We start from the raw sequence: 14,720 nt of genomic DNA, 5'->3' as shown, positions 1-14,720 counted from the left end.
TCATGGCCCTGTCTGCCGACTGTCACAGCCTCGTCACAGGGGTAGGGGGTGAATGAACCTCCTGACCGCCTGACGGTCGAACTACAGGCCCCTTGTAGGCCAGAATGACCAACGTGCCTTTCCTTCTGCTGATCGAGGACGACGACGCCATCCGCACGGCCCTCGAACTCTCCCTGTCCCGCCAGGGCCACCGCGTGGCGACGGCGGCGACCGGCGAGGACGGCCTGAAACTGCTGCGCGAGCAGCGGCCGGATCTGATCGTGCTGGATGTGATGCTGCCCGGCATCGACGGCTTCGAGGTGTGCCGCCGTATCCGGCGCACCGACCAGCTGCCGATCATCTTGCTGACCGCGCGGAGCGATGACATCGACGTCGTGGTCGGGCTGGAGTCGGGCGCGGACGACTATGTGGTCAAGCCCGTGCAGGGCCGGGTGCTTGACGCCCGGATCCGCGCGGTGCTGCGCCGCGGCGAGCGGGAGGCCAATGACTCCGCGTCGTTCGGCAGTCTGGTCATCGACCGCGCGGCCATGACCGTGACCAAGAACGGCCAGGACCTGCAGCTCACCCCCACCGAGCTGCGGCTGCTGCTGGAGCTGAGCCGCAGACCGGGGCAGGCGCTGTCCCGCCAGCAGCTGCTGCGGCTGGTGTGGGAGCACGACTATCTGGGTGACTCCCGGCTCGTGGACGCGTGCGTACAGCGACTGCGCGCGAAGGTGGAGGACGTGCCGTCGTCCCCGACGCTGATCCGCACGGTGCGCGGGGTCGGATACCGGCTGGACGCGCCACAGTGAGCGAGAAGCCCAGCCGGGCGCGCGGCTGGGCCGCGGGGCTCTTGCGGTGGCTCAGCCTGCGGCTGCGGCTGATGCTCGTATTCGGTCTGGTGGCGCTGGCCGCCGCCGTGTCCGCGTCGGCGATCGCGTACTGGCTGAACCGTGACGCGGTGCTCACCCGCACCCAGGACGCCGCGCTCGACGACTTCCGCAAGTCGCTGAAGGAGGTCACCGACCCGCTGCCCGCCCTGCCGACCTGTCCCGAACTGCAAGATGCCGCGGATCGGATGGCGGACAACACCCAGAAGTACGAGGTGCTGCTGATCGCCCGGACCGGGGGCGGCGGCCCGTGCACCGCGGCCTCCGCGGACGATCTGCTGACGCTGAAGACGGTTCCGGCGGCGCTGCGGAGCGCGGTGGACAAGAAACGCGCCGTCGCGGGCTCCAACACCTCCCCGTATCACCTCTACTGGCAGCGGATCACGCTGAAGGGCACCCCGTACCTGATCGGCGGCGCCCGGGTGAACGGCGGCGGGCCGACCGGCTACATGCTCAAGTCCCTGGAGACCGAGCGCCAGGACCTCAACTCCCTGGCCTGGTCACTGGGCATCGCCACCGCCCTGGCGCTGATCGGCTCCGCGCTGCTCGCGCAGGCCGCCGCGACCACCGTGCTGCGGCCGGTGCAGCGGCTGGGGGAGGCGGCGCACCGGCTGGGCGAGGGGCACCTCGACACCCGGCTCGAGGTCTCCGGCACCGACGAGCTCGCCAATCTCTCCCGTACCTTCAACCGGGCCGCGGAGCGGTTGGAGAAGCGGGTGGAGGAGCTGAGCGCGCGGGAGGCGGCCAGCCGCCGCTTCGTCGCGGACATGTCCCATGAGCTGCGCACCCCGCTCACCGCGATCACGGCGGTGACGGAGGTGCTGGAAGAGGAGACCGACGCGCTCGACCCCATGATCGCCCCGGCGGTGCAGCTGGTGGTGAGCGAGACGCGGCGGCTGAACGACCTGGTGGAGAACCTGATGGAGGTGACCCGCTTCGACGCGGGCACGGCGCGGCTGGTCCTCGACGACGTCGATGTCGCGGACCAGGTGACGGCCTGCATCGACGCCCGGGCCTGGCTGGACGCGGTCGAGCTCGACGCGGAGCGCGGCATCGTGGCCCGGCTGGACCCCCGGCGGCTCGACGTCATCCTCGCCAACCTGATCGGGAACGCCCTCAAGCACGGCGGCTCGCCGGTCCGGGTCTCGGTGCGGCCCGAGGACGACGATCTGCTGATCCGGGTCCGGGACCACGGTCCGGGCATCCCCGAGGACGTGCTTCCGCATGTCTTCGACCGCTTCTACAAGGCCAGCGCCTCCCGGCCCCGGTCGGAGGGCAGCGGCCTCGGCCTGTCGATCGCGCTGGAGAACGCGCACATTCACGGCGGCGAGATCACCGCGGACAACTCCCCCGACGGCGGAGCCGTCTTCACGCTGCGCCTGCCCATGGACGCCTCGCGGCTGAGCGAGCCGGACGAGGGCGGCGGCCAGGGCGGCGGCAAGGACAACACTCAGCACGGCAGCCGGGACGCCCGTCAGGACGGCCCGGACGAGGGGAGCGAGCGATGAGGCGGCGAGCGGCGGGCGCCCTGCTCGGGGCGGTGGCGCTGCTGGCCTCGGGATGCGGCATCCGCGGTACGTCGGTGCCGGTGGACGCGGGCCCCGCCCCCTCGCGCGCCTCGTGTCAGGCGCCCGAGCCCGGGCGGTCGGCCGAGGGGGCGGGCCGGGTCACCGTACGGGTCTATCTGCTCTGCACCTCGCGGATCCTCTCGGTGAGCCGCTCCACGCGGCTGACGGCCGAGAAGACGCCCCCCGAGCCGCTCCAGGTCGCCCGCGCACTGCTGGACCAGTTGCGGGAGCCGCCGTCGGTGGCCGAGGAGGGGGCGGGGTTCTCCACCGCGGTGGAGGACTGGGTACGGATCTCCGGGCCGGCCAAGGGCGACCCGGATCACGCGCTGCGGCTGAACCGGCTGCCGGAGGAGCTGCAGTCCTACGCGCTCGCGCAGATCGTCTGCACCTACGCGGAGACCACCGTGGCGGACTCCAGGCACCGGGTGGTGCTCGGCGGCCCGGACGCCGGCCAGGATCCGCTCAGGCGGTACGAGTGCACGCAGGAGATGCGCCGCCACCCCGAGATCGCGGTGAATTCCGGCGTGCTCGTCTCCTGAGTCCGCCGCTGAGTCCGCCGCGTCCCCCCGCGCTCCCGCCTTGCTCCCGGCTGCCGGCCCGACTCACCGGTAACCCGTTTCTCACCAGCGCGGCTCCGGCGGAACCGCGACCCCCGCACCAGGCGTCATGAGAGGCGTGCAGGGTCATGGTTCCGGCCGCCGCAGGGCCGCCTTCCGCTTCCGCGCCGCGGGATTCGTCCTTCTCGCCGCACACCTCTCGTACGTGTGCTGGCTGACTCTGCGCCCCCTGTCCGCGCCCTGGGTGACCGCCGTGTCCCTCGAGCCGCTGGCCACCATCCGCGCCGACCTGGCGCTCGGCCCCTGGGAGGCCACCCGCAGCATCGGCGGGGGGCTGCTGCTGCTCGCGCCGCTGGGGGTGCTGCTGCCGCTGGCGGGGGGCCGGGTGACGGTGTACCCGCTCGCCTCGTTCGTCCGGACGGTCTTCACCGGCGCGATGATCTCCCTGACGATGGCGCTGGTGCACAGCGAGCTCACCGGCCAGATCATGAACGTCGACACGGTGCTGCTCAACACGGCGGGCGTCGCGCTCGCGCACCTCGCGGTGGTCCCCGCCGTACGGGCCTGGCTCCGCCGGCGGGCCGACCGGAGGCGGGCCGCGGCCCTCCCCCAGGGCGAGGGCGACGAGGGCTGGGAAGGGGAACGGGACGGGGGCGTCCAGGCCATGGCCCGTTCCATCCACAGCGTCGGGGTCGCGCCGTAGGGCGAGACGGCACAACAGGCGGCACACAGTGGGGCCCGCACGCCCGGTCCGGGTGTGCGGGCCCCACTGCCAGGGGGCACCTCCCAGCGGTAGCTGGGGGCGTACGGGGGTCAGCCCAGCAGACCGCCCGGCAGACCGCCGGCCTTCAGGGAGTTGGTGTGGAGGGGAAGGTTGTCCAACAGGGTCTTGTTGTTGGCGGCGGGCTGGCCCGGCCGCGGGGCCGGGCCCTGGGGTGCGGGCCCCTGCCCGGCGACCGCCTTCGCCTGCCCGGCTCCCATGGCGGGGCTCGCGGGCCCGGCCGGGGCGTTGCCGACCGCAGCCGCGGTGCCGCCTCCGGCAATGACGGCGACCGCACCGAGGGCAATGGCGCCGAGAGTCTTGATGGTTCCCTGCTTCATCAGAAATCTTGTCCTTGAGACGGGGGCTTGACCGGTACGGCAACGTAGCGATGGATTTCGGCTTCCCGCAAACCCGGAAAAACGACTGCCGCTTGCCTTCCGGCGGTTTATCCCCGCCCGCTTCCCCGCCCGTACGATCAGCTTCCTTCGCCGCCATACCCCCTGGCCAGGGGCGATGCTGAGGCCATCTGGCGGAACAGCCATTCGGACTTCAATTCGGCATATCCGGGCTTGATCACGTCATTGATCATCGCCAGACGTTCACCAAAAGGAATGAACGCCGATTTCATTGCATTGACCGTAAACCATTGCATGTCGTCGAGCGTGTAGTGGAACGTCGAAACGAGGTGCTCGAATTCGGCACTCATGCTCGTACCGCTCATCAGACGATTATCAGTATTCACGGTCGCCCGGAATTGCAGTCGGCGCAGCAGCCCGATGGGGTGCTCGACGTACGAACGGGCCGCGCCCGTCTGGAGGTTCGAGGTCGGGCACAGCTCCAGCGGGATGCGCTTGTCGCGGACGTACGAGGCGAGCCGGCCGAGGGTCACGCTCCCGTCGTCGGCCACCTGGATGTCGTCGATGATGCGGACGCCGTGGCCGAGCCGGTCGGCGCCGCACCACTGGAGCGCCTGCCAGATGGAGGGCAGCCCGAAGGCCTCGCCCGCGTGGATCGTGAAGTGGTTGTTCTCCCGCTTCAGATACTCGAAGGCGTCGAGGTGGCGGGTGGGCGGGTAGCCCGCCTCGGCGCCCGCGATGTCGAAGCCGACGACGCCGCGGTCGCGGTAGCTGTTGGCGAGTTCGGCGATCTCCAGCGCGCGGGCGGCGTGGCGCATCGCGGTGAGCAGGGCGCCGACGCGGATGCGCAGGCCCTTCTCCCGGGCCCGCCGCTCCCCCTCGCGGAAGCCCTCGTTGACCGCCTCGACGACCTGCTCCAGGGTCAGCCCCCGGGTCAGGTGCTGCTCGGGGGCGTAGCGCACCTCCGCGTAGACGACCCCGTCCTCGGCCAGGTCCTCGGCGCACTCGGCGGCGACCCGGAACAGCGCGTCGCGGGTCTGCATGACGGCGCAGGTGTGCGCGAAGGTCTCCAGGTAGCGCTCGAGCGAACCGGAGTCGGCGGCCTCCCGGAACCAGCGGCCGAGCGCCGCCGGGTCGCTCTCCGGCAGCGCGTCGTAGCCCGTCTCGCGGGCGAGGTCGACGACGGTGGCGGGGCGCAGCCCGCCGTCCAGATGGTCGTGCAGCAGCACCTTCGGGGCGCGGCGGATCTGCTCGGGGGTGGGTCGGTCGTGGTACTCGCTCGTCATCTGCGCACCATACCCCTACGCGCGTAGATGGCTTCCGATAGATATGCAACAGTGACCCGCACGAGTGGTGGAGTACACCGCTCCTTCTGCGATCGTGTCGACATGGCTCAGCAAGCGTTGCCCGAGCGGGGCGCCCGGCTGGGGCGGCCGAGAGGCGCGGCCGCCGCGCAAGACACCGTCCACGGTGTGGTGTTGCTGCTCCCGGGAGGGCCGGAGACCGGCACCGGGCGGCCCTCGCCGCTGTCGGCGGCATCGGTGCTGCCCCTGGCCCGGCGGCTGGTCAGGGCGGGCCGCGCCGAAGGGCTGACCTCCCATGTCGTCCACTACCGCCACCGCGGCTGGAACGACGCCGCGGCCGACCCCGCGGCGGACGCCGAGTGGGCGGCGGATGAGGTGATACGGCGCTACGGCGATGTGCCGGTGTGCCTCGTCGGCCACGGCATGGGCGCCCGCGCCGCTCTGCGGGCCGCCGGGCACGACGCCGTCGTCTCGGTGGTCGCGCTGGCCCCGTGGCTGCCGGCGTCCGAGTCCGCGCTGGAACCTGAGCCGGTGAAGCAGCTCGTCGGGCGGCAGGTGCTCATCGCCCACGGGACGAACGACCAGCGGACCGACCCCGAGTTGTCGTACCGGCTCGCGGAGCGGGCCAAGAAGGCCAACCGGGACGTGTGCCGCTTCGAGGTCCACACGGACGGGCACAGCCTGCACCACCACCGCTCCGAAGTCCAGGCGCTGGCCGCCGACTTCCTGCTCGGCTCGCTGTTCGCCCACGGCTTCTCCCGCCCGGTCGCGGACGCGCTCGCGGCCCCGCCGCCGCTGGGGCTGCGCATGCCGCTGGCGGCGGGGTTCGGCTCCTCGCTGCCGCGGTGAGCCGAGCCGGGGTAGGGCTCACCTGGACAGGGCTCACCTCGGCAGCAGTTGCCCGCGGCGGCCCAGCAGAAATCGCTTGAACGCCGCGACCGGCGCGGTGTCCGGGTGGCCGTCGAGCCAGGCGACGCCGATCTCGCGGACCGCCCGCGGAGCCGTCACCGTCAGCTCGGCCACCCCGGGGCGCGGCACCGCCGGGGGCGGCAGCAGCGCCACCCCGAACCCCGCGGCCACCAGGCCGCGCAGCGTCTCGGCCTCCTCCCCCTCGAAGGCGATCTTCGGCTTGAAGCCCGCCTCGGCGCACAGCGCGTCGGTGATGCGCCGCAGCCCGTAGCCCGGTTCCAGGGTGACGAAGAGCTCCGCGGCGGCCTCGGCCAGCCGGATCCGCTTGCGGCCGGCGAGCCGGTGGTCGCCGGGCACCACCAGGCGCAGCCGCTGCTCGTCGAGGCGGCGCGCGACCAGGTCCGGGGCGTCGGGGATGGGTGAGGTGAGGCAGAGGTCGAGGTCGCCCGCGCGCAGCCGCTCGATCATCGCCTCGCCGTAGCTCTGGACGAGCTGGAAGCGCACGCGCGGATGGTCGACCCGGAAGGCCCGGATCAGACCCGGTACCGTCTCCGGGCCGAGGGTGTGCAGAAACCCGAAGGCGACCTTGCCCGCGGCCGGGTCGGCGTCGGCCCGTACGGACTCGGCGGCGCGCTCGACCTCGGCCAGCGCCCGTTCCACCGCACGCAGGAACGTGCGGCCGGCGGGGGTGAGCGCGACGGTGCGGCCGCGGCGGGCGAACAGGGCGACGTCCAGGTCCGCTTCGAGGCGTACCATCGCCCGGCTGAGCGTCGACTGGGGTACGCCGAGCCACTGCGCGGCCCGGGTGACGTGCTCGTGGCGGGCCACCGCCGCGAACTGCACGAGGCGGGGCGTGAGGGACGCGGCCCAGGAGTCGGCCTCGAACTCGGCCATCACCTGGTCGACAGCCGGGGGCCCGGTTGTCACGGGAATGTCTTTTTCATTGCTGAGGCGTGACAGTGATCGCGCTGACCTTGGCTGATGCTCCACAGCATCGATTATGGCAATTCCGTGCATTGGACGCATCAAAAGAGGGACACATACGGTCGAGGCATGTCTCCTGCTGATACCGAGGCGTCCACCGGAACCCCTGTGGACGCCTCCGCCGATACATCGTCGACCCCGACCCCCGGCCGGATGAGCCCCGGAGACCCCGGCTTCGGCCGGATGAGGCTCGCTCTCTTCGCCGCCGGTCTCGCGACGTTCGCCCTTCTCTTCTCCACCCAGGCACTGCTGCCCGCGATCTCCGCCGATCTCCATGTCCAGCCGGACCAGGCGAGCTGGACGGTGTCCGCCGCCACTCTCGCGCTGGCCCTGGCGGTGCTCCCGCTCAGCGCCCTGTCCGAGCGGTTCGGCCGCCGCGCGATGATGACCGGCTCGCTCGCCGTCGCCGTCGCGGTCGGCCTCGCGGTGCCCTTCGCCCCGGACCTGGGCTGGCTGATCGCGCTGCGCGCCGTCCAGGGCGCCGCGATCGCCGGCATCCCCGCCTCCGCGATGGCCTACCTCTCGGAGGAGGTGCGCCCCGCCTCCCTCATCGGCGCCATCGGCCTGTTCGTGGCGGGCAACAGCTTCGGCGGCATGACCGGCCGGCTGCTCACCGGCTGGATCGCGGACGGCTGGGGCTGGCGCGTGTCGCTCGGCACGGTCGGCGTCCTGTCGCTCCTCTGCGCGATCGCCTTCCGGCTGCTGCTGCCCAAGGCGCGCCACTTCACCCCCTCCGCGGTCAGCCCGCGCGCCCTGGCCCGTACCGTCGGCGGGCACCTGTCCGATCCGCTGCTGCGCAGGCTGTACGCGATCGGCGCGCTGTTCATGACCGTCTTCGGCGGCGTCTACACGGTCATCGGCTACCGCCTGGTCGCCGAGCCCTTCAACCTCTCGCAGTCCCTGGTCGGCTCGATCTTCCTGATCTACCTGGTCGGTACGGCCTCCTCCGCGGCGGCCGGAAAGCTGGTCGGCCGGCTCGGCCGGCGCGGCGCGCTGTACGTGGCGGTCACCACCACGGCGGCCGGGCTGCTGCTGAGCCTCGGCGACTCGCTCACGGCGGTGCTGCTGGGCCTGGTGCTGATCACCGCGGGCTTCTTCGCGGGGCACGCCGTGGCCTCCTCCTCGGTCAGCCGGGCCGCCAAGACCGGGCGCGCCCAGGCCTCGGCGCTCTACCAGACCGCGTACTACATCGGCAGCAGCGTGGGCGGCACCCTCGGCGCGCTCGCCTTCCACACGGCGGGCTGGACCGGCACGGTCGTGCTCGGCCTGGTGGCCGTGGCCGGCGCGGCGGCGATCACGCTCTACGCGACGCGGAAGGCGCTGGCCGAGCGGCGTGCGGAGATCGTGGCCCGGTCGGCGCGGCAGCCCGAGCGGTGTGCGCCGTCCCACCAGACCAAGACCAACGAGACCACGCAGGGCCTGCGTCGGCTGGCCGCACAGGCGTAACGGCCCGGCGCCCGAGAAGAACCACAGAGCCCGAAGGGGCCGTTCCGCCACTGTCCCGGCGGAGCGGCCCCTTCGCCCATCCTGTCCTGCCGCGTTCTCCTACGGCGCGATGCGGTCCAGGACGATCGGCTCGGCCGTGAACTCCGTCCCCGGCGGGGCGTATCGCACCGCCCCCGCCAGCGCCTCCAGCGCGTAGTCGAACTTCTCCGGCGTGTCCGTGTGCAGCGTCAGCAGCGGCTCGCCCGCCCGGACCGCGTCCCCCGGCTTGGCGTGGATCTCCACGCCCGCCCCCGCCTGCACCGGGTCCTCCTTGCGGGCGCGGCCCGCGCCCAGCCGCCAGGCGGCGACGCCGACCGCGTACGCGTCCAGGCCGGTCAGCACGCCGGTCGACTCGGCCGTCACCACGTGCTGTTCGCGGGCGACGGGCAGCGGCGCGTCCGGGTCCCCGCCCTGCGCGGCGATCATGCGGCGCCAGTGGTCCATGGCGGAGCCGTCCGCGAGGGCCTTGGCCGGATCGGCGTCCGGCAGGCCCGCCGCGTCCAGCATCTCGCGGGCGAGGGCGAGGGTGAGCTCGACGACGTCGGCCGGGCCGCCGCCCGCCAGGACCTCCACGGACTCGCGGACCTCCAGGGCGTTGCCCGCGGTGCGGCCGAGCGGGGTGGCCATGCCGGTGAGCAGGGCGACCGTACGGACCCCGTGGTCGGTTCCCAGGCCCACCATCGTGGCGGCCAGCTCCCGCGCCGAGGCCAGGTCCTTCATGAAGGCGCCGGAGCCGACCTTCACGTCCAGCACCAGCGAGCCCGTGCCCTCGGCGATCTTCTTCGACATGATGCTGCTCGCGATGAGCGGAATCGACTCCACGGTCCCGGTCACATCGCGCAGCGCGTACAGCTTCCGGTCCGCGGGCGCCAGCCCCTCGCCCGCCGCGCAGATGACGGAGCCGACGTCTTCGAGCACCCGCAGCATCTCCTCGTTGGAGAGCCGCGCCCGCCAGCCCGGGATGGACTCCAGCTTGTCGAGCGTGCCGCCGGTGTGGCCGAGGCCGCGCCCGGACAGCTGCGGCACGGCCGCGCCGCAGGCGGCCACCAGCGGGGCCAGCGGCAGCGTGATCTTGTCGCCCACGCCGCCGGTCGAGTGCTTGTCGGCGGTCGGGCGCGGAAGGGACGAGAAGTCCATGCGCTCGCCGGACGCGATCATCGCGGCGGTCCAACGGGCGATCTCCGCGCGGTCCATGCCGTTGAGGAAGATCGCCATCGCGAGCGCGGACATCTGCTCGTGGGCGACCTCACCGCGCGTATAGGCGTCGATGATCCAGTCGATCTGGGCGTCGGTGAGGCGGCCGCCGTCGCGTTTGGCGCGGATGACGGTGATGGCGTCCATGGTGGGGTGCGGGCCTTTCGGGGGAATCGGGCGATCGAGCGCCGCAACGCTCGTAGCGGCTCAGCGTTCCAGGTCGTTGCGCCCGAACGCGTCCGGGAGGAGCTCGGCGAGCGGGCGGATGCCCGAGGCGGTGTCCACCTGGAGCCCCGGGCCGCCGTGCTCCCACAGCAGCTGACGGCAGCGGCCGCAGGGCATCAGCACCGCGCCGTGGCGGTCGCAGCAGGTGAACGCGGTCAGGCGGCCGCCGCCCGAGGCGAACAGGGCGGAGACCAGGCCGCACTCGGCGCACAGCGCGACGCCGTACGCCGCGTTCTCCACATTGCAGCCGGTCACCGTGCGGCCGTCGTCGACCAGCGCGGCGGCGCCCACGGGATAGCTGGAGTACGGGGCGTAGGCCCGGGACATGACGCCCCGGGCCTGCGCGCGCAGCGCTTCCCAGTCGACCGGCGCGGTCGGGGCCGGGGTCGCGGCGGTGGTCATCATCCGCCTCCCTTGTGGTAGGGCAGCCCCACCGCCTTGGGCGCGCGCAGCCGCTGTGCGGACAGCGCCAGCACCAGCAGCGTGGCGATGTACGGTGCCGCGGTCACGAACTGGCTCGGCACCTCCTCGGTCAGCGAATACCAGACCAGCAGCAGCGCCGATGCCGCCGCGCCGATGGCCGCGGCCACGTACTTCTTCCGGTACAGCTGCCACAGCGCGACCAGCGCGAGCACGACCACCAGGAACAGCAGCAGCGCGTGCACGTTCGTGCCGCCGGAGCGCAGGTTGAGGCTGTCGGTGTAGCCGAACAGGCCCGCGCCCATGGCCAGCCCGCCGGGCATCCAGTTACCGAAGATCATCGCGGCCAGGCCGATGTAACCGCGGTTTCCGGTCTGGCCCTCCTGGTAGAGGTTGGAGGCCACCTCGGCGAGGAAGACGCCGCCGAGCCCGGCGAACCCGCCGGAGATGATCACGGCCAGGTACTTGTACCGGTAGACGTTGACGCCCAGCGACTCCGCGGCCACCGGGTTCTCGCCACAGGACCGCAGCCGCAGCCCGAACCCGGTGCGCCACAGCACCCACCACGTGGCCGGGATCAGCAGCAGCGCCACGACGGTGAGCAGCGACAGCTCCGTCACCACACCGCCGACGAGCCCCGCGAGATCGGAGACCAGGAACCAGTGTTTGCCGTTGAGGGTCTTCATCGCGTCGGACAGCCCGGGCACGGTGATCTGGGTGATCGGGTCGATGGACGGCGACTTCCGGGCGGACCCCGACGACTCGAGGAAGGTGAAGTTGGACAGATAGCGGGTGGCGCCGACGGCGAGGATGTTGATCGCCACGCCGGACACGATGTGGTTGACGCCGAACGTCACGGTGATGACGGCGTGCAGCAGCCCGCCGAGCGCGCCGCCGACGATGCCGAACAGCACACCGTTCCACGGCCCCCACTGGTATCCGGCCCAGGCGCCGAGCCAGGTACCGAGGATCATCATGCCCTCGAGGCCGATGTTGACCACGCCGGCCCGCTCGGCCCACAGCCCGCCGAGCCCGGCCAGGCCGATGGGGATGGCGAGCTCCAGCGCGCCCGAGACCTGGCCCACCGAGGTGATGTCATCGGCACCGGTGATCATCCGGACCGCCGAGACCAGGACGATGGCGCCCGCGACGATCAGCAGGACCACGGGCAGGGACAGCTTCTGGCGCACCGGCTTCCGCGGCTGCGGCTTCTCCGTAGTGGTGGTGGTCATGCCGGCACCTCCTTACGGGTCGTCGTCGTACGGGCCGCGGCGGCGAGTTCCTCGCCGACCTTCCGCTGCTGGCGGCGCAGGCCGTACCGGCGGACGGTTTCGTAGGAGACGACCACGGAGATCACGATCAGGCCCTGCATGATCGTGGCGATCTCCTTCTCGTAGCCGTTGTAGTCCAGCGTCTGGGACGCCTTGTCGAGGAAGGCGATCAGCAGCGCGCCGAAGGCGATGCCGACCGCGTTGTTGCGGCCGAGGAGGGCGATGGTGATGCCCGTGAAGCCGATGCCGGTCTGGAAGTTCAGGCTGTAGGTGTGCGAGTCGCCGAGCAGCACCGGCATGCCCGCCAGGCCCGCCACCGCGCCGGAGATCAGCATGCTGGTGAGCACCATGCGCTTGGCGTCGACGCCGCTGGCCGCCGCCGCGCTCTCGCTGGCGCCGGTGGCGCGCAGGTCGAAGCCGAATCGGGTGCGGCCCAGCACCAGCCAGTACGCCAGGCCGCAGGCGATGGCGACGAACACGAAGCCGTAGATGTCACCGGCCACATCGCTGACGTGGATGCCCGGGAACCAGGAGGACTCGGGCAGGTCGCCGGTGGTGAGGTTGTTGCTGCCCTTGGGCTGCACACCGAACTGCTCGGGCAGGATGAGATACGCGATCAGGCTGGTGGCGATCGCGTTGAGCATGATCGTGGAGACGACCTCGCTCACGCCGCGGGTGGTCTTGAGGATGCCCGCGATGCCCGCCCAGAAGGCTCCCACCAGCATGGCGACGATCAGGATCAGCGCGATGCTCAGCGGGCCAGGGAGATCGACGTTGGCGCCGACCAGGGCGGCGGCCATCGCCGCGAGCCGGTACTGGCCGTCCACGCCGATGTTGAACAGGTTCATCCGGAAGCCGACCGCCACCGCGAGGGCCGCCAGGTAGTAGGAGCTCGCCTGGTTGATGATCAGCACCTGGATATCGGCGTTGGCCGCGTACTGGAACATCAGCGTGTACGGCTCGAACGGGCTCTTGCCCGAGGCGAGCAGCACCACCGAGGTCAGCACCACCGCCACGACCAGCGCCAGCACCGGGCCGGCCACGGCCAGCAGCAGCTGGTCGCGGCTGAACCTCTTGCCCGCGGTGCCGCTGATGGGCTTCGTCTTGTCGGTCTTCGTCATCGCGCCGCCCCCTCCTCGGCGGGGTGCTCCAGATGGCCCGTGGCCGCGCCGGTCATGGCCGAGCCCAACTCCTCGGGGGTGATGGTCGCCGGGTCCGCGTCCGCGACCAGCCGGCCGCGGTAGATGACCCGCAGGGTGTCGGACAGGCCGATCAGCTCGTCCAGGTCCGCGGAGATCAGCAGGACGGCCAGGCCCTCCCGGCGCGCCTCGCGGATCTGGTCCCAGATCTGCGCCTGCGCGCCGACGTCCACGCCGCGGGTGGGATGCGCGGCGATGAGCAGCCGCGGATGGTGGCTCATCTCCCGCCCCACGATGAGCTTCTGCTGGTTGCCGCCGGACAGCGAGGCCGCGGTGACCTCGATGCCGGGGGTGCGCACGTCGTACTCGGCCACGATCCGCTCGGTGTCCGCCCGCGCGCCCCGGAGGTCGAGCCAGAAGCCCTTGCCCTTGGTGTTGGGCCGCTCGGTGACGTGCCCGAGGATGCGGTTCTCCCACAGCGGCGCTTCCAGCAGCAGGCCGTGGCGGTGCCGGTCCTCGGGGATGTAGCCGACGCCGCCCTCGCGGCGCCGCCGGGTGGGCCAGCCGGTGATGTCCTCGTCGCCGAGGAGGATGGTGCCGCTGTCGGGCTTGCGGGTGCCGACCAGCGCGTCGATCAGCTCGGTCTGGCCGTTGCCCTCGACCCCGGCCAGACCCAGCACCTCGCCCTTGCGGATGGTGAAGGTGATGTCGTCCAGCACGGTGCGGGCACCGTGCTCGGCGTCCTGCGCGGTCAGACTCACCCCCTCGACCTGGAGCAGCGGCACCTCGGTGACGGTGGACTCGCGCGTCTCGGGCGAGGGCAGTTCGCTGCCGACCATCATCTCGGCCAGCTGCCGGGCGGTGACCTCGGAGGGGACGACGGAGCCGACCGTGGTGCCGCGCCGGATGACGGTGATGTCGTCCGCGACGGACAGCACCTCGCCGAGCTTGTGCGAGATGAAGATGACGGTCAGTCCCTCCGCCTTGAGCTCGCGGAGGTTGTCGAAGAGCGCGTCGACCTCCTGCGGGACCAGCACGGCGGTCGGCTCGTCCAGGATCAGCGTCCGCGCACCCCGGTAGAGGACCTTCAGGATCTCCACGCGCTGACGGTCGGCCACGCCCAGGTCCTCGATGAGGACGTCGGGGCGCACCCCGAGGGCGTACGCGTCCGAGATCTCCTTGATCTTCTCGCGGGCCTTGGCGCCGATGCCGTACAGCTTCTCGGCGCCGAGCACGACGTTCTCGAGGACGGTGAGGTTGTCGGCGAGCATGAAGTGCTGGTGCACCATGCCCAGGCCGCGGGCGATGGCGTCGGCGGGGCTGTGGAAGGAGACCTCTTCGCCGTCGACCGCGATGGTCCCCTCGTCCGGCTTGTGCATGCCGTAGAGGGTCTTCATCAGGGTGGACTTGCCCGCGCCGTTCTCGCCGACGATGGCGTGCACGGTCCCCTTGCGGACGGCGATGTGGATGTCGTGGTTGGCGACGACACCGGGGAAGCGTTTGGTGATCCCGCTGAGTTCTACTGCGGGCGGACTGCTGGACGCGTTGATGGCGCACTCTCCTCGAAGAAGGAGTCTCGGCGGTAGCTGGAGGAGTTTCGCGGGGCGACGGGCCGCACAGCGAGCGGGACCTGAGGTGGTGTGCCCAAAGCTCCCTCCCCAGGCCCCGCTCATGTG

Annotated in this window: 14 protein-coding genes; 6 read left to right on the top strand and 8 right to left on the bottom strand. The window is 71.8% G+C overall.

The window, feature by feature from the left end:
• The first annotated feature begins 113 nt into the window (after positions 1 to 113).
• From afsQ1 to ACWY4P_RS31210, 4 genes are all read left to right on the top strand, one after another.
• Positions 114 to 791, top strand: coding sequence for a two-component system response regulator AfsQ1 (gene afsQ1, locus ACWY4P_RS31225; RefSeq protein WP_014177233.1), 678 nt, complete (start codon positions 114 to 116; stop codon positions 789 to 791).
• Positions 788 to 2,377: an ATP-binding protein gene (locus ACWY4P_RS31220; protein WP_456203807.1), complete on the top strand. Its 1,590-nt coding sequence runs from the start codon at positions 788 to 790 to the stop codon at positions 2,375 to 2,377. The genes afsQ1 and ACWY4P_RS31220 overlap by 4 nt, the downstream gene beginning before the upstream one ends.
• The gene (locus tag ACWY4P_RS31215; RefSeq protein WP_456203806.1) at positions 2,374 to 2,976 is read left to right on the top strand and encodes a hypothetical protein; all 603 of its coding nucleotides are present in this window, start codon (positions 2,374 to 2,376) and stop codon (positions 2,974 to 2,976) included. Before ACWY4P_RS31220 ends, ACWY4P_RS31215 begins: the two co-directional genes overlap by 4 nt.
• A 127-nt stretch (positions 2,977 to 3,103) precedes the next feature.
• Complete coding sequence (locus ACWY4P_RS31210) at positions 3,104 to 3,697, top strand: VanZ family protein (RefSeq protein WP_456203805.1); 594 nt, start codon at positions 3,104 to 3,106, stop codon at positions 3,695 to 3,697.
• Positions 3,698 to 3,807: 110 nt separating this feature from the next.
• Here ACWY4P_RS31210 and ACWY4P_RS31205 read toward each other — a convergent pair whose 3' ends face one another.
• Both ACWY4P_RS31205 and ACWY4P_RS31200 read right to left on the bottom strand, forming a co-directional pair.
• Entirely contained in the window at positions 3,808 to 4,095 is a 288-nt protein-coding gene (locus ACWY4P_RS31205) for an ATP-binding protein (protein ID WP_456203804.1), read from the bottom strand.
• Between the two features lie 137 nt (positions 4,096 to 4,232).
• Entirely contained in the window at positions 4,233 to 5,399 is a 1,167-nt protein-coding gene (locus ACWY4P_RS31200; protein WP_456203803.1) for an adenosine deaminase, read from the bottom strand.
• Positions 5,400 to 5,501: 102 nt separating this feature from the next.
• Here ACWY4P_RS31200 and ACWY4P_RS31195 point away from each other — a divergent pair, with 102 nt between their 5' ends.
• Entirely contained in the window at positions 5,502 to 6,266 is a 765-nt protein-coding gene (locus tag ACWY4P_RS31195) for an alpha/beta hydrolase (RefSeq protein WP_456203802.1), read from the top strand.
• A gap of 33 nt (positions 6,267 to 6,299) precedes the next feature.
• On the opposite strand, the gene ACWY4P_RS31190 is transcribed toward ACWY4P_RS31195, so the two are convergent.
• Positions 6,300 to 7,220, bottom strand: coding sequence for a LysR family transcriptional regulator (locus ACWY4P_RS31190; protein WP_456213120.1), 921 nt, complete (start codon positions 7,218 to 7,220; stop codon positions 6,300 to 6,302).
• 159 nt (positions 7,221 to 7,379) lie between these two features.
• Here ACWY4P_RS31190 and ACWY4P_RS31185 point away from each other — a divergent pair, with 159 nt between their 5' ends.
• Positions 7,380 to 8,756: an MFS transporter gene (locus ACWY4P_RS31185; protein WP_456203800.1), complete on the top strand. Its 1,377-nt coding sequence runs from the start codon at positions 7,380 to 7,382 to the stop codon at positions 8,754 to 8,756.
• 99 nt (positions 8,757 to 8,855) lie between these two features.
• On the opposite strand, the gene ACWY4P_RS31180 is transcribed toward ACWY4P_RS31185, so the two are convergent.
• Genes ACWY4P_RS31180 through ACWY4P_RS31160 form a run of 5 tightly spaced genes read right to left on the bottom strand, consistent with a single transcriptional unit; the run spans position 8,856 to position 14,717 of the window.
• Positions 8,856 to 10,136 carry a thymidine phosphorylase gene (locus tag ACWY4P_RS31180; protein WP_456203799.1) on the bottom strand — a complete coding sequence of 427 codons (1,281 nt, stop codon included), beginning with the start codon at positions 10,134 to 10,136 and terminating at the stop codon, positions 8,856 to 8,858.
• 60 nt (positions 10,137 to 10,196) lie between these two features.
• Positions 10,197 to 10,616, bottom strand: coding sequence for a cytidine deaminase (locus ACWY4P_RS31175; RefSeq protein ID WP_456213119.1), 420 nt, complete (start codon positions 10,614 to 10,616; stop codon positions 10,197 to 10,199).
• Positions 10,616 to 11,866, bottom strand: coding sequence for an ABC transporter permease (locus ACWY4P_RS31170; RefSeq protein ID WP_456203797.1), 1,251 nt, complete (start codon positions 11,864 to 11,866; stop codon positions 10,616 to 10,618). The genes ACWY4P_RS31175 and ACWY4P_RS31170 overlap by 1 nt, the downstream gene beginning before the upstream one ends.
• A complete protein-coding gene (locus ACWY4P_RS31165) occupies positions 11,863 to 13,026 on the bottom strand; it encodes an ABC transporter permease (RefSeq protein ID WP_456203795.1) in 1,164 nt (387 codons plus the stop codon). Before ACWY4P_RS31165 ends, ACWY4P_RS31170 begins: the two co-directional genes overlap by 4 nt.
• On the bottom strand, positions 13,023 to 14,717 hold the full coding sequence (locus ACWY4P_RS31160) for an ABC transporter ATP-binding protein (protein ID WP_456203793.1): 1,695 nt from the start codon (positions 14,715 to 14,717) through the stop codon (positions 13,023 to 13,025). Before ACWY4P_RS31160 ends, ACWY4P_RS31165 begins: the two co-directional genes overlap by 4 nt.
• Positions 14,718 to 14,720: the final 3 nt, after the last annotated feature.

Source organism: Streptomyces sp. LZ34 (genome assembly GCF_053890475.1).
The sequence above is the reverse complement of the archived record's forward strand: the minus strand, read 5'-3'. Positions and strand labels throughout refer to the sequence as shown.

Coding starts and splice junctions, on each gene's coding strand:
- ACWY4P_RS31215 (WP_456203806.1), top strand. CDS start 2,374: ATGAGGCGGCGAGCGGCGGGCGCCCTGCTCGGGGCGGTGGCGCTGCTG.
- ACWY4P_RS31210 (WP_456203805.1), top strand. CDS start 3,104: ATGAGAGGCGTGCAGGGTCATGGTTCCGGCCGCCGCAGGGCCGCCTTC.
- ACWY4P_RS31205 (WP_456203804.1), bottom strand. CDS start 4,095: ATGAAGCAGGGAACCATCAAGACTCTCGGCGCCATTGCCCTCGGTGCG.
- ACWY4P_RS31200 (WP_456203803.1), bottom strand. CDS start 5,399: ATGACGAGCGAGTACCACGACCGACCCACCCCCGAGCAGATCCGCCGC.
- ACWY4P_RS31195 (WP_456203802.1), top strand. CDS start 5,502: ATGGCTCAGCAAGCGTTGCCCGAGCGGGGCGCCCGGCTGGGGCGGCCG.
- ACWY4P_RS31190 (WP_456213120.1), bottom strand. CDS start 7,220: ATGGCCGAGTTCGAGGCCGACTCCTGGGCCGCGTCCCTCACGCCCCGC.
- ACWY4P_RS31185 (WP_456203800.1), top strand. CDS start 7,380: ATGTCTCCTGCTGATACCGAGGCGTCCACCGGAACCCCTGTGGACGCC.
- ACWY4P_RS31180 (WP_456203799.1), bottom strand. CDS start 10,136: ATGGACGCCATCACCGTCATCCGCGCCAAACGCGACGGCGGCCGCCTC.
- ACWY4P_RS31175 (WP_456213119.1), bottom strand. CDS start 10,616: ATGACCACCGCCGCGACCCCGGCCCCGACCGCGCCGGTCGACTGGGAA.
- ACWY4P_RS31170 (WP_456203797.1), bottom strand. CDS start 11,866: ATGACCACCACCACTACGGAGAAGCCGCAGCCGCGGAAGCCGGTGCGC.
- ACWY4P_RS31165 (WP_456203795.1), bottom strand. CDS start 13,026: ATGACGAAGACCGACAAGACGAAGCCCATCAGCGGCACCGCGGGCAAG.
- ACWY4P_RS31160 (WP_456203793.1), bottom strand. CDS start 14,717: ATGAGCGGGGCCTGGGGAGGGAGCTTTGGGCACACCACCTCAGGTCCC.